The sequence below is a fragment of the Nostoc sp. genome (assembly GCF_036917815.1).
GTDB lineage: Bacteria > Cyanobacteriota > Cyanobacteriia > Cyanobacteriales > Nostocaceae > Nostoc.
The window spans coordinates 15,793-33,521 of the sequence record NZ_JBALEK010000058.1 but is presented as its reverse complement, the minus strand read 5'-3'; the positions used below and the strand labels follow the sequence as shown (position 1 = coordinate 33,521).

The 17,729-nt window shown below is 40.5% G+C and carries 16 protein-coding genes; 4 read left to right on the top strand and 12 right to left on the bottom strand.

The window, feature by feature from the left end; genetic code table 11:
- Positions 1-129 precede the first annotated feature (129 nt).
- From V7K97_RS17460 to V7K97_RS17445, 4 genes are all read right to left on the bottom strand, one after another.
- On the bottom strand, positions 130-1,512 hold the full coding sequence (locus tag V7K97_RS17460; RefSeq protein ID WP_334802277.1) for a DUF2079 domain-containing protein: 1,383 nt from the start codon (positions 1,510-1,512) through the stop codon (positions 130-132).
- A 112-nt stretch (positions 1,513-1,624) separates the two neighbouring features.
- Positions 1,625-2,833 (bottom strand): hypothetical protein, encoded by a 1,209-nt coding sequence (locus V7K97_RS17455; RefSeq protein ID WP_334802276.1) that lies wholly within the window; start codon positions 2,831-2,833, stop codon positions 1,625-1,627.
- 203 nt (positions 2,834-3,036) lie between these two features.
- A complete protein-coding gene (locus tag V7K97_RS17450; RefSeq protein ID WP_334802275.1) occupies positions 3,037-5,001 on the bottom strand; it encodes a DMT family transporter in 1,965 nt (654 codons plus the stop codon).
- 43 nt (positions 5,002-5,044) lie between these two features.
- Entirely contained in the window at positions 5,045-6,352 is a 1,308-nt protein-coding gene (locus tag V7K97_RS17445; RefSeq protein WP_334802274.1) for a mannosyltransferase family protein, read from the bottom strand.
- Positions 6,353-6,840: 488 nt separating this feature from the next.
- On the opposite strand from V7K97_RS17445, the gene V7K97_RS17440 reads away from it, so the two are divergent.
- Positions 6,841-8,037 (top strand): 1-deoxy-D-xylulose-5-phosphate reductoisomerase, encoded by a 1,197-nt coding sequence (locus tag V7K97_RS17440; RefSeq protein WP_334802273.1) that lies wholly within the window; start codon positions 6,841-6,843, stop codon positions 8,035-8,037.
- A gap of 283 nt (positions 8,038-8,320) precedes the next feature.
- Here V7K97_RS17440 and V7K97_RS17435 read toward each other — a convergent pair whose 3' ends face one another.
- Together V7K97_RS17435 and V7K97_RS17430 are read right to left on the bottom strand one after the other, a co-directional pair.
- Positions 8,321-8,743, bottom strand: coding sequence for a type II toxin-antitoxin system VapC family toxin (locus V7K97_RS17435; protein WP_334802272.1), 423 nt, complete (start codon positions 8,741-8,743; stop codon positions 8,321-8,323).
- Positions 8,744-8,770: 27 nt separating this feature from the next.
- Positions 8,771-9,145 (bottom strand): hypothetical protein, encoded by a 375-nt coding sequence (locus V7K97_RS17430; RefSeq protein WP_334802271.1) that lies wholly within the window; start codon positions 9,143-9,145, stop codon positions 8,771-8,773.
- 54 nt (positions 9,146-9,199) lie between these two features.
- Here V7K97_RS17430 and V7K97_RS17425 point away from each other — a divergent pair, with 54 nt between their 5' ends.
- Positions 9,200-9,469, top strand: coding sequence for a hypothetical protein (locus tag V7K97_RS17425; RefSeq protein WP_334802270.1), 270 nt, complete (start codon positions 9,200-9,202; stop codon positions 9,467-9,469).
- Positions 9,470-9,888: 419 nt separating this feature from the next.
- Positions 9,889-10,086: a hypothetical protein gene (locus tag V7K97_RS17420; RefSeq protein ID WP_334802269.1), complete on the top strand. Its 198-nt coding sequence runs from the start codon at positions 9,889-9,891 to the stop codon at positions 10,084-10,086.
- Positions 10,087-10,090: 4 nt separating this feature from the next.
- Here V7K97_RS17420 and V7K97_RS17415 read toward each other — a convergent pair whose 3' ends face one another.
- From V7K97_RS17415 to V7K97_RS17400, 4 genes are all read right to left on the bottom strand, one after another.
- Positions 10,091-10,594, bottom strand: a complete 504-nt coding sequence (locus V7K97_RS17415) for an acyl-CoA thioesterase (RefSeq protein ID WP_334802268.1) — start codon at positions 10,592-10,594, stop codon at positions 10,091-10,093.
- A 636-nt stretch (positions 10,595-11,230) separates the two neighbouring features.
- The gene (locus tag V7K97_RS17410) at positions 11,231-11,575 is read right to left on the bottom strand and encodes a DUF1815 family protein (RefSeq protein WP_196527888.1); all 345 of its coding nucleotides are present in this window, start codon (positions 11,573-11,575) and stop codon (positions 11,231-11,233) included.
- 976 nt (positions 11,576-12,551) lie between these two features.
- A complete protein-coding gene (locus V7K97_RS17405) occupies positions 12,552-12,767 on the bottom strand; it encodes a DUF2839 domain-containing protein (RefSeq protein WP_334802267.1) in 216 nt (71 codons plus the stop codon).
- Positions 12,768-13,034: 267 nt separating this feature from the next.
- Positions 13,035-14,585 carry an ATP-dependent DNA helicase gene (locus tag V7K97_RS17400; RefSeq protein WP_334802266.1) on the bottom strand — a complete coding sequence of 517 codons (1,551 nt, stop codon included), beginning with the start codon at positions 14,583-14,585 and terminating at the stop codon, positions 13,035-13,037.
- A gap of 154 nt (positions 14,586-14,739) precedes the next feature.
- Here V7K97_RS17400 and V7K97_RS17395 point away from each other — a divergent pair, with 154 nt between their 5' ends.
- Entirely contained in the window at positions 14,740-15,714 is a 975-nt protein-coding gene (locus tag V7K97_RS17395; protein ID WP_334802265.1) for a M48 family metallopeptidase, read from the top strand.
- 72 nt (positions 15,715-15,786) lie between these two features.
- Here the strand turns inward: V7K97_RS17395 and V7K97_RS17390 are convergent, their stop codons facing one another.
- A complete protein-coding gene (locus V7K97_RS17390) occupies positions 15,787-16,662 on the bottom strand; it encodes a CPBP family intramembrane glutamic endopeptidase (protein ID WP_334802264.1) in 876 nt (291 codons plus the stop codon).
- 165 nt (positions 16,663-16,827) lie between these two features.
- Entirely contained in the window at positions 16,828-17,265 is a 438-nt protein-coding gene (locus V7K97_RS17385) for an AbrB family transcriptional regulator (protein ID WP_292719127.1), read from the bottom strand.
- Between the last annotated feature and the right edge of the window lie 464 nt (positions 17,266-17,729).

Sequence of the window (17,729 nt, the reverse complement as noted above, 5' to 3'; positions counted from 1 at the left end):
GATATAGCGTTTCTTACTTTACTGAGTTAGATAATAGCCCCCTCCTCGCTTGCGGGGAGGGGGTTGGGGGTGGGGTTCTTGTACCTCACTCAACTGGGAACTGCTATAGTTACATTTATCAATATAAACTTAACTAATAGTTTTTTCAAAAAGATATACATCATCTTTTTCATATTCTAAGTTAAATTTAGGCTGATTTTTCAAAATCTTTACTAAGCTAGAAAGAGATTCTGAACTTGCAGCCCAACCTGGGTGGCGGACATTGAGCAAGATATAATGAAACTTATTTAATTCAGCAATGTTTTCAGAAGGATTATATTTAAAACTAATAAATTGTCTGTGGGTTAAATGTGGAGTAATTATATCTGTAGTCAGAACGCTATCTTTAGTTTTAACTAGAGCGATAGCCTCTTTTGTGGCTGACAAATTATCCATATTGTGGAGATATTTTGAGCTAAAGAACCCATATTTACCTAAAGCCAAAAACCAAACTAAAGACCACAAAACAATTACTCGTCTTTTTGGTAGCCATACTTTATCTGCTGCTAGACTGGCAATTCCGACTAAAACAAGAAATGGAATTGCTGGTAAAGAGTAATGCAAAACAAGATTTTTTTGTGAAGGATGATCGGCAAGTAAATTTAGTGCTATACAAGGAATTGCACTTATCAAAGGTATAATATATTTTGGTCTTAAAGCCCAAATAAAAGGTAATAATAAAAAAGATAAATATTCTAAATTCAGAATTGAAAAAAGGTTGTTTAAAATAATTTTTGGTTGGAAAAGTAAGATTTGTACCATTTCGGAAAATGAGTTTCCTAAATAGCTATATCGATAAAGATGACGAGTCAGTAACGCTGCTTCGCTACCAAAATAAGGGATGATAATGCTGTTAGCAATCACAAACCATATTGTCCCACTTATAATGGCGATCGCACCGTATAAACGTCGCTTTTCAAACAAGAGTAACCAAACCCCCATAGCCACTACAGTCAGGGATAGTACGGCTTTACAACCCAATACCAAAAGAATGCTGACGCAAAACCAAGCTATTTTTCTCGATCTGGCAGCCAAAACGGCCATCAAAAGTGCAGGGACTGCAATCGGATCTGGGTGAAAATCACATAGATTGCTATTGTACACCACCGGATACATTAGATATACAGCCACCATTGCGATCGCTAAATTTTCTTTTAAACCTGCTTGCAGCGCCAGATAATATGTAGGTAAAGCACCTAATGCTAAAGCAACAGACTGTACTGCAAATAGCCAATAAACACTAGGGTAAATTTTGTATAGTAAAGCCAAAGGATATAAAATCCAAGCAGCGTGATCAGCTAAAACATGAAAACCAATTACAGAAGAAATTGGCGGTTGTCCTTGACTAATTAAGTAAATTCCTTGGTCAAAAACTGCTAAATCCCCAGATGAATTAAATAACTCGTGTCGCAAGCTGCTGGAGATAAATAAAATTAAGGTACTAATGCCGATAATTATTCTGATCTTATTCATTTTTGGCAGTTATTCTGTTACTTAAATTTTACTTGCTTTATTCATCTAGGGGCAATTCATGAGTTGCCCCTACAATGTGTACTTTTACCTAAGTCCTAAATAAATGGTATTACTACAAATTATTATTGATATTTGAGGAGAATCCAGCTTGTAATTTCGGATAAATCACATCACATTTTCGCACAACAAACCAGAGGGCAAAACCTAAAGGTAATGAAAACAACTGGATAAATATGGGAGTTCCCAAATAGCCAAAAAATGATGCCATTTGCACTACTATAGCTACCCAAAAATATCGGGGAAAATAAAAGGCAAAGATAATTGCCAGGATATCGGCAGGATAAAAATATCTTTCGTGCATTTTGGGCAGGATATATGGCATAAACAAAACTGAGATGGTGGCTAAGTGTATCAGTCTGTCTTGAGTAATTTTTAGTTTACTTTTATAAACAATGTATCCAAGTAAAAATATTGCAGATATGGTTAACGTTAAACCTATAGGGACAACAATATTATAAAAATTGTTAGGAATCCATTGATAAAGATTAGGTGCGCCTTTAGCTAATTCTTTGTATTTATTAGCTTGATTAAAGTATACTAATAGCAAGTCTAGTATCGGTCTCCCCATAAACCAAGGTGGCAAAATAGCAATTATATATACCACCGGAATTAATGGGAGATAATACCAATGAATTCTTTTTTTGAGCAAAAGAGCTAATAATAAAGGTGCTAAAAACATGGCTTGCAACTTAAAAGAAAGTGCCAGACCAAAGCTGAGTAATGCTGGAATTTCTTTTTGAATAGATAAAAAATAAATACAGGCGATCAATCCTGTTGTATAGATAACATCACATTGACCCCAGAGCGCACTATTATATATAACAGTCGGACTCAAGATAACTGCCAAAAAAGCAAAGATGGGTTTCCTGCCCTGTGGGTATTTTAGTCGGACAATTTTGTAAGTTAAAAATGCACAAAGAAAATCAACTGTCATCGCAAAAAGCTTGATTGCCAGAATTTTTGGCAATCCAGACAGTACGGTAGCAGCAATTAAAATCCAGTAGAGGTAGGAGGGTGTGTAATCGGCAAAACTATATTTCAGAGCGCTAAAGCCGCCATGAAATGCGATGAAATCATACCAAGGCGCTAAAAAATATTTATAATCCACCGATTTATTTGGAACACAAACTAATCGAATCAGCACTCCTAATATAATGCCAACAGCCAAGTATCCAGGAACGGGCAAGGGGAGAGAGTTTAATAGCCTATTGAACGGAGATTTTACTAGTTTTAATAATGTCTGGTCGGGAGTTTTTGTCATAAATTGTATCAGTAAAGTTGGCGGTATCCAAATAATTTTGTTTGTCTAGTAGCGAATTAGATTCGCCCAATACTTTTAAAACTGGCAAATCTTACGGATAATTCTGTGCATCCAGCGATGCCTACGGTGGGCTTCTCTACGAGACACTGCGCGGAATGCCAACGCAATTTCTGCTGCTTGTTCTTGTAGCTACCGATCATCTGCTATGATGCTTCGTTGGTTACTTGAACTGTGGATTGACTAGATTGGGCTAGATAGATACCCACTAAAACTACGGCAAAAGTTAGCCAGTCAAACAAACCTACTTGTTCTGAAAAAATGAACCAAGCAAAAATAGAGGCCAAGACTGGTTCGAGGAGAAGGGTGACGGCGACGACGCTTGAAGAGATTCTGCTGAGACTATAAGCCAAAAGTCCCTGACCTAACACTTGGCAAAAAAGTGCTTGGAAAATGATCAAAAACCAACCCGTCCAGGAGTAGGGAAACAGCCGAGCTTCGAGGAATAGGACGACGGGTAGTAGAAGCATTGTTGTCACTCCACAGCGCCACAGCATGATAGTTGCGGTGCTAAATCGGGTTCTGAGTCGTTCTATCAGCAGCATACACGTAGCCATGAAAACCGCAGTTAGCAATGCTAATGCATCACCCAGTATTTGGTCAGTTGCAAATTGCACCTTATTGAGTTCAAACGCGATCGCTCCCCCCAAGGCGATGACCAAACCAATCACGAATCTGTTATCGAAGCGCCGACCGAATAACAGATACCCAGCTAAAGCAACAAATAAGGAGTTCAAATTAGACAGTAAAGCCACATTAGCAACACTAGTTTGACTCAGCGCCCAAGCCCACAATAGAAGGTAGGTTCCAGCCGAGGTTCCCATTGCCAACAATAACCCCACTTCTTGTCTAGTAAAAGGTTTCTGTTCTACAGATTGGTTATCAGCAAAGGCAGGAGTAATACTGCCTGCTTCAACGGACTGTTGATAGCGGAAAGCCTCAAATCCATTCCACAGCCCAAAGACAACTGTCGCAATCCAACTGCGATGAAATACTACAGCATTTGCACCAATTTCTTGTTGACACAATTTAGTCAGAGATGGTGCTAAAGATATGGGAATTAGGGCAAATAATAATGAGAGAGTTCCTAATAAAGCTGGTGTTTCGGAGAATTGTTGCTTTATTAATGACAGTTTTATAGTCATATTTTTAACGAAAGTGTTAAGTATATTTTTTGCTGATTCCTCCAACGGAAAATTAACAGCAGCTTGGCTAGATACGGCCAAGTACAAACCCATTAAAACTACAGCGAAACCTACCCAATTTGAGAAAGTTAATATTTCCGAAAATATTACCAGAGCGAAAATACCGCTAAATACTGGTTCTAACAGATGTACCAAGGAGACAACCACAGAGGAAAACTTAGCAAGGCTGTAAGTCAAAAGCCCATGACCTAAAACTTGGCAAATCAGGGCTAGGGAAATGACCCAAAGCCACCCATTAACTGTAGAGGGGAAAAGCTGATCTTGAGTCAACAAAAGTATGGGGAAGATGACTAAAGCAGCGATCGCACAGATCCATAACTGGATTGTGGCCGGAGAAAATTTGGTGCGTAATTTTTCTACGATCAGCAGGTATGCACTCAGGAGAATCGCCGACACGATGGCAGCAAAGCCACCTTCAACTTCGTCTGTGGCAATTTGTAGTTCCTCAAATTCAATGGCGATCGCTCCCCCAAGGGCGATGACCATCCCAATCAGGAATTGCTTTTCAAAACCCTTACGAAATAACAGCCACACCCCTAAGCTCGTAAATATGGGGGCGAGATTATGCAACACACTAGAGATCGCAACACTAGTTTGAGTTAGCGACCAAGCCAACAAGACTAAAGTCGCAGCCCAAAGAATACCAGCACCTAGCAATAGCAATAGATCCTGACTGGTGTAGGGCTGCCATTCTAAAGGTTTTTCTAAGGAAAATCGCTGCCGTATTGCCTTGTATCCATGCCAGAGCAAGAAGACCACACTAGCAAGCCAAAAGCGATTAAATACAGTGGCACTGGGGCTGAGTTCCATTTCGCTCAATTTCATAAAAATAGAGCCAAAAGATATGGCACCTACACCTAGAAATAATGAAACAAGGGCTATCTTAGTTTGATTGGATACATTCATTAGCAAATTTAACAATAAAAAATCAACTCATGGATCAAACCCTCTAACCAACCCAATGCTCTTGGGCAAATCCTACAGCTATTTTGGCTAGTAGTATCACAAAAGCGCCCAATATTAAATATCCCTGACGAGGATGGCGAGATAGCACCACACCAATGGCTATATTCAAAGGCACAATACCGTAGGCGAGACGGCTCAGGGAAATGGTGCCTCCAGAGGCTAGCAGCAAACCAATACCACAAAAGCCATAGATAACTGTAACTGGGGTCAGTTGCGTGTGTAAGCGCCACAATACATAGCCACCACCCAAGATCATGAACAAGTTGAGTAAGTTATTGATCCACTGTTCGCTTGCCAGAATCAACAAAAATAAGATTAAAGCATAAAAGCCATAGAATAATTTTACAGAACTAAAACGTTGACGAAAACACCATAAAAGATAGCCACTGGCAACGATCGCACCAAACAACAAGAGATACCAGGGGTCTGGAATTCCGCCAGAGGAGTTTTGAACCCAACCATATTGCCAATTATTTGTGCCAACTGCAATTTGCATGAGCATATTTAACCAACCTTGCCAATCAAACCCTAGAGTTGGTCGCCATCCTCGCTGTGCTTCGATAAAAGCTAAAGGATTGCCAAAATAAATCGCACAATACAAACTGAATAGAAGTATGCCAATAGCGGTAGTCAAGCCAGCTATATAGGCAATGGGTGGTCGGCGTTCTTTCCAGGCTGCGATCGCTAATGCTGGAATTAGTGCCATACCTGTAGGACGTGTTGCTGTCGCCATTGCCCCCCAAAGGGCAGTCCAGCCATACTGCTTGCGATCAAACGCCCGCAAAGTCGCCGTACTCAAAAACAAATACAGCCCCTCTGTGTAAATCACCCCCGTAAACATCGAAGATGGATACAAAGAAACCACAGCAGTAACCCACTGCGCTCCATTGATGCCATAATGCTCTTTGACCCAAAAGTACAAACAGTAAAGCGCTGCAAAAAATGCCAAGTTGTTGACTAACGTCCCCGCTAATTCAAACGGTAAGCCCAACTTCATCAAAACCCAGATGCTTAGGGGAAACAGGGGAAAGAAGGCCAGATTATGTTGCTTGCCGTCATTGACAAATTCATAGCCAGAAGTTGCGATCGCTCGATAATGCATACTATCCCAGGCATCAAAAACGCCCCAACCAAAAGGGGGCAAAAATTCTTCTGCTGGTAACGGTAACTTTGGTGCAACCAGCAACATCGCAGTCCAGATGAATATTCGGCTGGCAAGCCATATTGCGGCTGGAAACAGGAAATCATTTTTCCATAAAACTTTTTTTATAACTATCTGAACTTTGGCCATAAGTTTGAGTGCTTCAACAAACTCCTTTATGAATCTTTTTACATATAGCTGTAACACAGCAATTTATGAGTAATATTTTGCATATTAAATCCTCCACCAAAATAATTAACAACCTGGACAGATTAAAAATTACTTAAAAGTGTTCCCTCTTTGGTAACTTTTGCCAATTTCATCGGAATTTATCTTTAGAAATATAGTATTTATAAATACAACTTTTGTCTAGTTATATAAACTTACCAACTTTCGGGCGTGTTTTCAAAGTCGATAAAATAGTTGAAAATACTAAGGATTAGTGAATTTAGATTTATCTGTTATAAAACTTTGAAATTAACGGATTAGGGCTGGCGCAGGGACAACGAGAAGAGGACATAGAGACACGCCGGCATCTGTCCCCTCCTCATCGTCAGTGTATCGATTATAGTGATTGCTGTGATTAAATAGTCCCCAGCAATTTATAGTGAGAGTTGTCTGTAAATCCTTAAGCAATTGTGAAAGCGATTACTCTTCTTGGTTCCACTGGTTCTATTGGTACTCAGACTTTAGATATTGTCACTCAGTACCCAGATCAGTTTCAGATTGTGGGATTGGCATCTGGGAGCAATGTTGAAATGTTGGCTGCTCAAATTCGGCAGTTTCGACCGGAAATAGCAGCCATTTGCTCAGAAGATAAATTACCAGCCCTCAAAGAAGCTATCAAAAACCTCGATCCCCAACCGATTCTACTGGCAGGTGACGCCGGAGTGATAGAAGTCGCCCGTTACGGCGATTCCCAAACCGTTGTCACTGGTATCGTTGGTTGTGCTGGTTTGCTACCCACGATCGCAGCTATTGAAGCTGGTAAAGATATTGCCTTAGCGAACAAAGAAACCCTGATTGCTGGGGCACCTGTGGTTCTACCCCTGGTGGAAAAACATGGTGTAAAATTACTCCCAGCCGATTCGGAACATTCCGCAATTTTTCAATGCCTCCAAGGTGTGCCAAAGGCAGGCTTGCGGAAAATTTTGCTCACTGCGTCTGGTGGGGCTTTCCGAGACTGGGATGTAGAAAAGTTAGCTGATGTAACCGTTGCTGATGCCCTCAAACATCCTAATTGGTCGATGGGGCGGAAAATCACTGTAGACTCTGCTACTTTGATGAATAAAGGACTGGAAGTAATTGAAGCTCACTTTCTGTTTGGGTTAGATTATGACAATATCGAAATTGTCATTCATCCTCAGAGCATTATTCACTCACTGATTGAACTGCAAGATACTTCAGTTTTAGCCCAACTCGGTTGGCCGGATATGCGCTTACCCTTGCTGTATGCTCTATCTTGGCCCGATCGCATTTACACCAACTGGGAACGACTAGATTTAGTCAAAGCTGGAAATTTAACCTTCCGTGAACCAGATCACCAAAAGTATCCTTGTATGCAGTTAGCTTATGCTGTAGGTAAAGCTGGTGGTTCGATGCCAGCCGTCTTGAATGCCGCCAATGAGCAAGCTGTGGCTTTATTTTTAGATGAAAAAATTCGCTTTCTAGATATTCCCCGATGTATCGAATGGGTGTGCGATCGCCATCAAAATGATAACCGTACAAATCCCTCTTTAGATGACATTTTGGCAGCAGATAAATGGGCAAGACAAGAAGTTTTAACAGCGACTGAAAAGTTAGAAACTCAATCGCGGATAATTTCTCTGCGATAAAAACCTTCAGTTCTGATACCCAAAAGGCAGATTTTCTGGCTCTTGACCAATTCTTGTTTAGCCTTCAGACTAATGCTGAAGGCTAACGATTAAATCCAACTGCGATAATTAGTGCAATAAAAGCTACCTCAAGGGAGTGCCCCTGCCACAAATCCCAATAAATGCGTAGCCGTAAGGCTTGTAGTTAGACATCGCATTTTCCCAACTGCAACAAAAATGCGAACTTACAAGTCAGCGCTTCGCTATCGCACTTCTCCAAAATCACAAATGCGATCGCAAAGTCTTAAGGTATCGACCAATCCACAATTTTCAAACCAGGAACTTTTTCAAAATCTTTACGATTGCGCGTTACCACTGTAGCACTTACAGAAAGCGCAATTGCTGCTATTCTTAAATCTTGAGTACCAATACGAATTTTTGCTGCACGTAGTTTGTTATAAATATCAAATGCTGCTTCATCGAAATCAAGAATATTCCCTTGACATAACCGATTAAATGTTTCTTTCAATAAAGCGTAAGCTGTGACTAATTCTTGTTTTGATTTTGCTCGTTTGATAACATCTAAACGACCGTATATCTGCTCGACAATAGTTATTATTGTGACTGAAATTTCTGAAGGATTGACAGCAGCTACTTTGCTAATAACAACTGGATGTCCTCTTTGTAGTAGGGAAATATGGTCAGTATCAAGCACCCATAGTGTCATTTTATTTATACTGAAGCAAATGTTATCCTACTCTTGTGGAAAATCATATTCTATATTTTTATCTAATTCATGTCTATAGCTTTCAATAGCTTCGAGCATTTGTTCAAATTGTGGGTCATCTTTAAAAACTCCAGCCATTGCTAACCAAGGATTTTTCGGCTCAATAGATGGTAATTTAATAGGTAAAGAAACAATTTCTGCTCCTGCTAAATGGGTTTCTAGTCGTTGCTGAATTTGGCTTAGGGCTGTTGCGCGATCGCTTGCTTCTACTTGTAGTTCTGGTAAACCTGGAACGATCGCAATTGTTCTCCCATCACTACCTTGTTTAACAATAACGTTTACTAATACTTCGTTATTGTCTTGGTTTTTAATTTGTGGTGTTACAGATGAGAAAGAATTCATAATGATTGTCTAAGCATATTTTCTTTAATTGTAAATGAAATCTTTAACAATGATGTGACTCAGATTCCTTCAAGTGAATTATTGGATTTCGCTGTACAAGGGATATTAGAAGATGGGAAAAAATTACTAAGTCAGGAAAATATTACTCTAGGTGCATATCCCGGCATAGAAATGAAGCTGTGGGATGAAAAAGAAGGAATTTTTATGACGGGTAGAGTTTTTATTGTTAATCAACGGTTGTATATATTCTTCGTTGGAAGCGATAAAAATCCTCAACTCAGTGATGTCAGAAAGTTTTTTGACTCCTTCGAGTTGATACAGTAATTATCTTACTAGTTGCTGAATAGGTTTTTTTAGCAACTATTAGGACTCCTGTCTGATTTCTGAACAAAATTTCAAATGAAACCCTGATACAACAGCCTTTTCAGTCTCAGGATGTTTTCAAAATCAAATCTGATTCCTAATCTAACTCTTGTATCTTGTGATTATTGATACAAGAACGTTAAAAAAGTCTTTCCGGTAATTCTGCCAAATTGCCAAATAACTTGCCTCTGCTCTGCATTTTTGTCTCATTTTCAGGTAATATGGCATTGGCACAGTTACACAAAAAATCTGAGCTTTAGTATCTACTCAAAATTAGGTCTAATAGCTTTAGCACTAGTAATTGTTACTCAGATAAAAGTTTATCTTTTCTGAATAAATACGTTCTCAGATAACGGCTACTGTTAAGGAATTTATATATTATGATTGCTACGTTGATTGTAGCTTGGATAGTCTTCATAATATTGTGGAAGTTGGTGAAAGCGACCCTAAGCAGTGCATTGACTATTGCCGCAATCCTAGTCTTATTAAATATCGGTTTTGGCATTACCCCGCAAGATATATGGCACCACATAACCCAGTTTGCTCAAACTATCTCTCAAATCCAAAGTGGTAAATAGAAAATTAAAAATTGTTATTTAATGCTGAAATCTTAGCCAATGCATCTTTAACACTCGCCGGTAACTGACGCATAATTTTACCTCTTTCACGATCTAAAGCCACTAAAGTTACCTTGGCAGTGACGTACAATTGTTGTCCATCAGTTGAGACAATGGCATAATCCCAATTGATTCGCACACCAGTTACCTCAGCCATGCGCGTTTTTACTACCACTGATATACCCAATTGAATTGAATGGTGATAGCGCACCGACAGTTCTACAACTGGTAAATCGCAACCTATAGCGACTAAATCAGCAAATTCAATCCCTATCGATCGCAAGCATTCAATCCGCGCTTCTTCCATCCAGGCTAGATAAGAACCGTGCCAAACAATACCTGCATAGTCAGTATGGTGTGGTTGCACTCTCACCGGATATTCAAACCAATTCCCAAATTCATCAGTTGATGGATTGTCAAGGGCACTGGTTGGGGGTAGTTTTGGTTGGCTGGGTTTTTCTTCTGACATCTTCAAGTTTCTAAGCACCGATAAATTTTTCAAATAAGTAGGTAGGCACAAATAAACCTAACTAAGTGTTATTTCTTTAACTGTACTTATTTTACTAGGTTTTGGGATGGACTACCCAGACAATAACCAGTTGACACTCCCCAGCCATTAATAGCGGGGTAACATTCAAAAACATTGGCAGATTCTGCCAATGTCAAATAAATTATACTGATGAAGTTTTAGTAAAAAAGGAGCGCCAAAGTACTTAACCTCTAATTTTGGTGTGTTTTAACACCTTCTGGCTAAAAGCTCAAAATCCGGCTTGTGAGGTTTTGGCAGATACAAACAATATGTGATGGGCTAGCCACGAGCCAATCACTTAATGGTAATGGAGAATCGGTGAGAGCGATCGCTTAACTAAACCTTATCGAAGTTGAGAACTCTAGTTTTCGCCCTCACCCTAAATCCCTCTCCCAAGCTTGGCAGAGGGACTTTCAAATTCGCTCCCCTTCTCCCAAATTTGGGAGAAGAGGTTGGGGGATCAGGGCAAATCCTTTTCATCACCAAAGAACTACGGGTTTCAAAATAGACGTGGTTTAAGCTACCATTGCCAATTACCGATAATCAATTTCTAATTTGCCATCGACCTTTGGAACCTTAATACTTCTTGGCAAGAGTTTTAGAGCCTGTATCAGTTTGCATCGATTGCTTGACAAGATCAGCCAGTTCATCTAGTTGGCTAATTGCCTCTGCACCTTCTAACTTCATTAATTCGCGGTCATCCCGCATTTCCGTCCAAGTAATCCCGTAATCGGACACTAAAAACCGAATCAGATGGTTATCACCCAAGCTAACCATAAATGATGCACTATTCATTTGGTCGCCACAGGTGTAACAGGATGCGAGATACCCGCGCCGCTCTAATACAACTGCCAAGGCTTGCAGGTTCATTACCAAGTCTTGGACGAATTGCCGATGTTGATGTGCTAGTCTCAGAAACACTTTTGTCCTCCAGACACCACAGTTATTTGAGTTTCTTTTATATTTTCTTTAGATTTTCTCATCCACTGGTATTGTAAGCTATTCATTACAATTATCAGACAGATGATATTGAGTCGTTAATTGACTACCTTGTTTAGGGTAGTAGATCGGGAATTTGAGCGCCGTATCAAACTATTCAGTTTGCAAATTCAAAATATCGGACAGAATTGCTAAATTTAACTATATCTTTATACACTTCTGTCAGGGTAGATTCTTGTAGGAAGATATCCGCTTTAAGATTAACTTAAATTTAGCACTAGTCAACTACAGAAAAGCTACATATTTCGTTTTTATTGGCAACTGGCAGCCAAATTGACTGTTGTTAGACTCCATAGCGTAGTTCTGCATCGTTATAGTGTCTCTTGCATAAGCGTTTGATCTGTTCTGTTTCTCAGGTAGATTTTGGTATAGACAAATGATTAGGTATACCAACTTCATTATTCCTACATATATAAAGTTGAGCAGATGACATTACAAATTTAATATTCAGTACTAAAACTAGGATATTTGTAGTATTGTATACAATAACTCCTTGATTGATCGACAAAATGGATCAACTCAACACTGACAATATCTAAACTCAGGAGAGCAATGTTGTTATTTGGTCAATATCTTCAGGTATTTTGGGATTATCCTCAAAAAGTTATACAAACTAAACCACGATAATTTGCAAAGACTTCGAGCTGAATTTGGTTTTGCCAAATTTAATTTATATATAATATATTTCGATGATTTATTGAAAATAAGTAATTATTTTTTATTAATCACTCAGTTAAGTAATTCGTAATTGAATTAGTTAAGGATTTACGCCCCAACAGGTAAAAACCGCCAATTTGACAATTTGGTGCGATCTTTTGCCAATAATTACGAATTACGAATTACGAACTTGTACTGAGCGTAGCCGTTGGCGCAGCCTCTCGTAGAGAAGTATTACGAATTAGTAGACTACTTGCCACCAACCGAAAGCCGGGCCGATAAAACGGATAGTTGCCCATCCTATAACCATAAGTCCAATGCCTATCCAAGCACCACGAGTAGTCCAAGTAACAAATTGTTCGCCTTGATTTTTTGTGATGGGAATCCAAGGCAAGATGCGAGTCTCTTGACCGTATGTTTCCCCTTGTGTGGTTTTACGACGCTTGGCTTCACCCATAATCAGCAACTCAAATTCTACTTAGGTTCTAAATTTATTTTGCCAGAAATCATGGCTACAGAGAGGCAATGAATCGCATCACCTTCTATAAGCTGATAATAGTGCTTGCTTTGAGACGATCGCACTTTGGTTGACAAAATTTAAATTGGGCATGGGGCATCCCTTCTCTACGAGACGCTACGCGTAGCTTGCTTCCACGAAGTGGTACGGCTCCGCTCAGGGCAAGTGGGCATGGGGCATTGGGGATTGAGCGTTGATAACTGAATTTTAGGCGGAATTTTCCTCATCGGTATTAGAAAACAGACTGGGATCAAGATAGTTAATACGTGCCAAGGGACTTAAAGCCGCGAGAATTTGAGCGCCGTAGCTACGGTTAACTACACGGCTATCAAGCAAAGCAACAATGCCTTGACTTTCTCGTACTGGAGCGATCGCACGTTGTAATTCATTCAAAGCTGCTGGCAACAAGTATAAACGGAACCAATCTTGATGCGATCGCTTATAAAGAGCTACCCTACCAGCTACTAGGGGATTTTCCAAAGATGGTAGGGGCAAAGTAGCAATAATTAACAGATGAGGTGCCGGCAAGACTCGTTGATGTTCTCGCCAAAATTCCCAACCGCTAATCAAAATGCCATTTTCATCCAAACAAGTTTTTTCTACTTGCACCCGTGAACCAAACTCTGAGGCCAGAATTGTGGCAACTTGAGCCTTGAGTGGTACATCCCCCACCAAAACAACCGTCAATCCTGGTGCTGTCGCACTTAAACAAACCAGTGTGCGGACTTTGTGAATAAATGCCGCTTGAAATTCTGGGGTGTTGGGTAGGGGCAACTTATAGGGCACATACAGTTGAATGGCTTCCGCTTGACTTTCCGAAGAGAACTTTAGGCAAGTTAAATCGTCCAAACCAAGGCGCTGTCGGAAAAGGGGAGCTTCAGTTTCCGGTTCGATAGCGCTGCCAATTAAAACTACTGGTTGTCGCTGCCAAATAGGTGAGAGTATTTCCCCTAATTCCATTGGGGCGTAGTGCAAAGAAAATAAACCTTGTCGATGGGCAATAGTCGCCCAGAAGAGAGGAGGGGGGGAAATATTTTGATCAAGGGTTTGAAATTGTTGCCAGAATTGTTTCCAAGGTTCTGGGAGTGCTTCTACTGACTCGAAAGCAGAATAAAGACGGCTTAAAATTTCTATTTCTGGCTGGGAAATTAGATAGCACTGATATGGATTAACAGGATGCTGAAAAAGTTCTTGTGTTAGTTGTATCCGGGCTTCGCTAATTGCCTCGGCTTCGTTTGGACAAGCTAGCAGGAGTTGATCCCAATCATGGGGTTGAACATCTTGGGTAAGTTGATCGCGCACCCAATCTTCGAGATCATCTACCCCATCAATAATTGTGGGAATGCCTTGGGGAAAGCGATCGCCACCAGCGAATTGTCCTGTTAACCAAGCTTCTGGAGAAGTTAAAAGTAGCCCTTGGAACTGGGCATCAGGCCAAGCATCACCTGTTCTAATGGATTTATTGGTTGGTAGCCACTGCTGTAGGCGGGGAATTTCCACCCGCAGCAAAAGTTGCTGCACCGCTTCTTGAGCAACAATAATTACAGGGCCATGCCACATTAGGGCTGATGCTACAAAACTAGTACGATACCGCCCTTGATAGCCACAAACCGCCCCGACTTGAATTAGGGCGCTACGTCCCAGGCGCAAGGCGCGTGCTACCAACCGGGCCATCGTCAAATGATGGGGCCAGGAAGGGAACCCCGCTTGCGATCGCAAAAAGTTATGTAGTGACAAATGAACTTCTGCCTCAATCACACGCTTTTAATTCCATACAAAGTGACTTTTACTTCCAATTGCCCCATTTCTATTATCTTGTCATTAGTCATTTGTCCAAAGTCCAATTGTCAATTGTCTAAAACCAATCACCAATGACTAATGACCAATGACCAATCCACCAATACCCTGAATTATGCCAACTTACAGAGGAATTTCCAGCGAAGCCTTCAGGCATCCACTAGATCGCCAAGCCGAGCAAGCTTTAAGAAATTTACCAGGATTTGATTTAATCGCTCGTAAATTTGTGGAATTTATCTACGAACGCCCTCAATTAGTCTATCTAATGGGTAACACCATCCAAGTGGGGCCGCGTCAGTATTCCACTATTTACCAGATGTTCCGCGAATGCGTCCGGGATTTAGATATTTACCCAGAACCAGCACTGTTTGTCTCGCAAAATCCCGAAGCAAATAGCTATGCATTGGGGCAAGAGAATCCTTACATAGTCATAAATACAGGGATATTAGACTTACTAGACGAAGCCGAGATTCGGACGGTGCTAGCCCATGAACTGGGACATATTAAATGTGGTCATACTATTTTAATTCAAATGGCGATGTGGGCGATGAGTGCTGCCTCTGCCTTGGGGGAATTAACCTTCGGTATTGGTAATATTGTCACTCAAGGCTTGATTTATGCCTTTTTTGAGTGGCGGCGCAAAGCCGAGTTATCCTCAGATCGCGCTGCACTACTAGTGATGGATGACTTGAATCCGGTGATGTTAACGATGATGAAGCTCTCTGGCGGTAGTAAAAAATATGCCAATGAATGTAGTTTACAAGAGTTCATCAAGCAGTCAGAAAATTATCAGGCACTAGATGAAGATGGACTGAATCAGATATATAAATTCTTGATTTACAATGGCGCTCAGGGTACAATGTTGAGCCATCCTTTCTCTGTTGAACGCTTGCATTACATACGGGCGTGGGCAGTATCCGAAGAATACCAGCAAATTCGCCGCGGAAATTATCAGCGATCGCCCGCTTCAGGATCAGTAAATGTTTCAGCAGAAACTTCCGAAAATCAAACAGAAAATTTGCGCCGTCAAATTGAAGAATTACAACGGGAAATCGACAGAATCAGAAGGAATGATACCAATTCTATGTGAGGCTGCACTTTAATTCATGTAGGGGCAATTCATGAATTGCCCCTAATATTATTTATGCAAAATTAAAAATACTTAAGAGTTGAACCAGATAATTACTCCAGTTACCAATACACAAATAATTCCCGCCAAGCCAGCTAGGGGTTTTTTGTTCTTCCCTGTGAACCAGTCAGAGACTTTACCTGTGTAAGTAATTAGTTCTGCTGTATCTAGTGTAGCGATCGCCCATATCCATCCCGCATGAAGTCCCCAAGCTAAACCCAAATTGCCACTCGCCCCAAAGCGTGCCAACACCAGCACCATTCCCATCAGCCACAATCCAGGGAGTTGAGGTGCCGTTTCGCGCTGCTCCCAAACCAGGTGTAGCAAGGCAAAAATCAAGCTAGAAATTGCTGCTGCTACCCAAATTGGATAATCCTGCGCTAATTCAGTGAACAGGAAACCACGGAAAACTAACTCTTCTATGCCACCGACTAATAACGCTATCAAGAAAATCGGTAGCAAGATGGGTAGTAGTAACTTGAAATTTGCCTTTTCAAAATAGCACCAACCTAATCCCAATTGTCCACTAAATACAATAGCTAGACTCAGCACTCCCAAACCGAAACCTAGTGCTAAAGAACCAAGAGTTGAAAGATTCCCAACAAAGCCGTAATCTGAAAAAGATTTATTAGTCAGCCAACTAACTCCCCAGAGAATCAGGGGAGCTAATAGATAAAGTGACACCAATAACGGTATCTTTTGCTCTGGCTGCAAAGGTTTAGGGGGTTGCCAATTAAGCAATATTGATGATATTACTGCTATTGGCAACCAGCAAACTATCCAGCAAACAAAAAATGCCATCACTATAACTAGTGCTGGTGCATTTTCCATAAACGCTAATAAGACGTTGACCGAAGGCTCAAAGAAAGTTATCAAAATAAACAAAAAAACACGATAGACTTCTTGCATTATAGATTTCTTGGTGATTAATCAAGACTCTAGTGAATTTGGTGACTTCTGCAAGGAGTCTAATCGGATTTTTTAACTGAGATAAAATTTTCTCAATAGAGCTATGAGTTTACTGTCGGGGTAAGGACAGGTTATCATCACCTGAAACTTATCCCAACAGGAAATTTACTCTTCGTCTTCCAAATCTTCGTCTGATTCGTCAGAATCTATATCTTGTGAGGTTAGTTTTTTATCGGTTTCACCGAGTTGAATCAGGTGAATATGTTTGTATCCCAGTCTGATTTCAAACTCATCTCCAGGTTTTAAGCCCATTGCTTTGGTATATGTAGCACCAATCACAATCTGACCATTTTGATGGACGCTAACCCGATATGTCGGTTCACGACCACGACCATCTTTAGGTGCTTCTGGACTTAGAGGAATTCCTCTAGCCGATAGCAAAGCGTCATAAAAATCGGTGAGATTGACACGAACCTGGTTATTCTTAGTAACAGTGTAATAGCCGCACTGTTTAGCTCTTTCTCGGCGTGGTAATGTGGAAAGTTCTTTTACTTTCGCAAGTAGTGTTTTTCCAGTTAATGGCGCGGTTGCAGTTTCAGTCATTATGCTCAAATTTTCCTTACTCTCTCCAAACTGATAAACGATGTAGTCTTATGCCAGCATTTGACTTTTTAGCATTTGCATAGAGCTACAGAAGACCCTAGTGTAACGGGTGAATTCCTGCCGATAGGAGCCAAAAGCACTTCTATTATGGTTGTCCACAACCAACTAGAGGCCATAGTTGCCACAGACATTTATTTTGGTGATGTTACGGCACTTTTAAGCATTATTCGCCATCAGAAAGAAAACTATTTTCTCCTTTGGCGCTACTGTAGCGGTGTAACTTTCAGCCACCTTTACAAAATGGGTAGGTTCTACTGCAAATAAGTCGTAGACCCAATAAATTGCAGGTTTTTCACTTTCAGTGCTTGCCTTTATTGCCAATGAGCAAGTAGAGTTTTCTCTACTCCTCCTCTCAAGCTTAGGACAGCATAGTATTTCAATAGAGTCCTACGGGCATACACCCT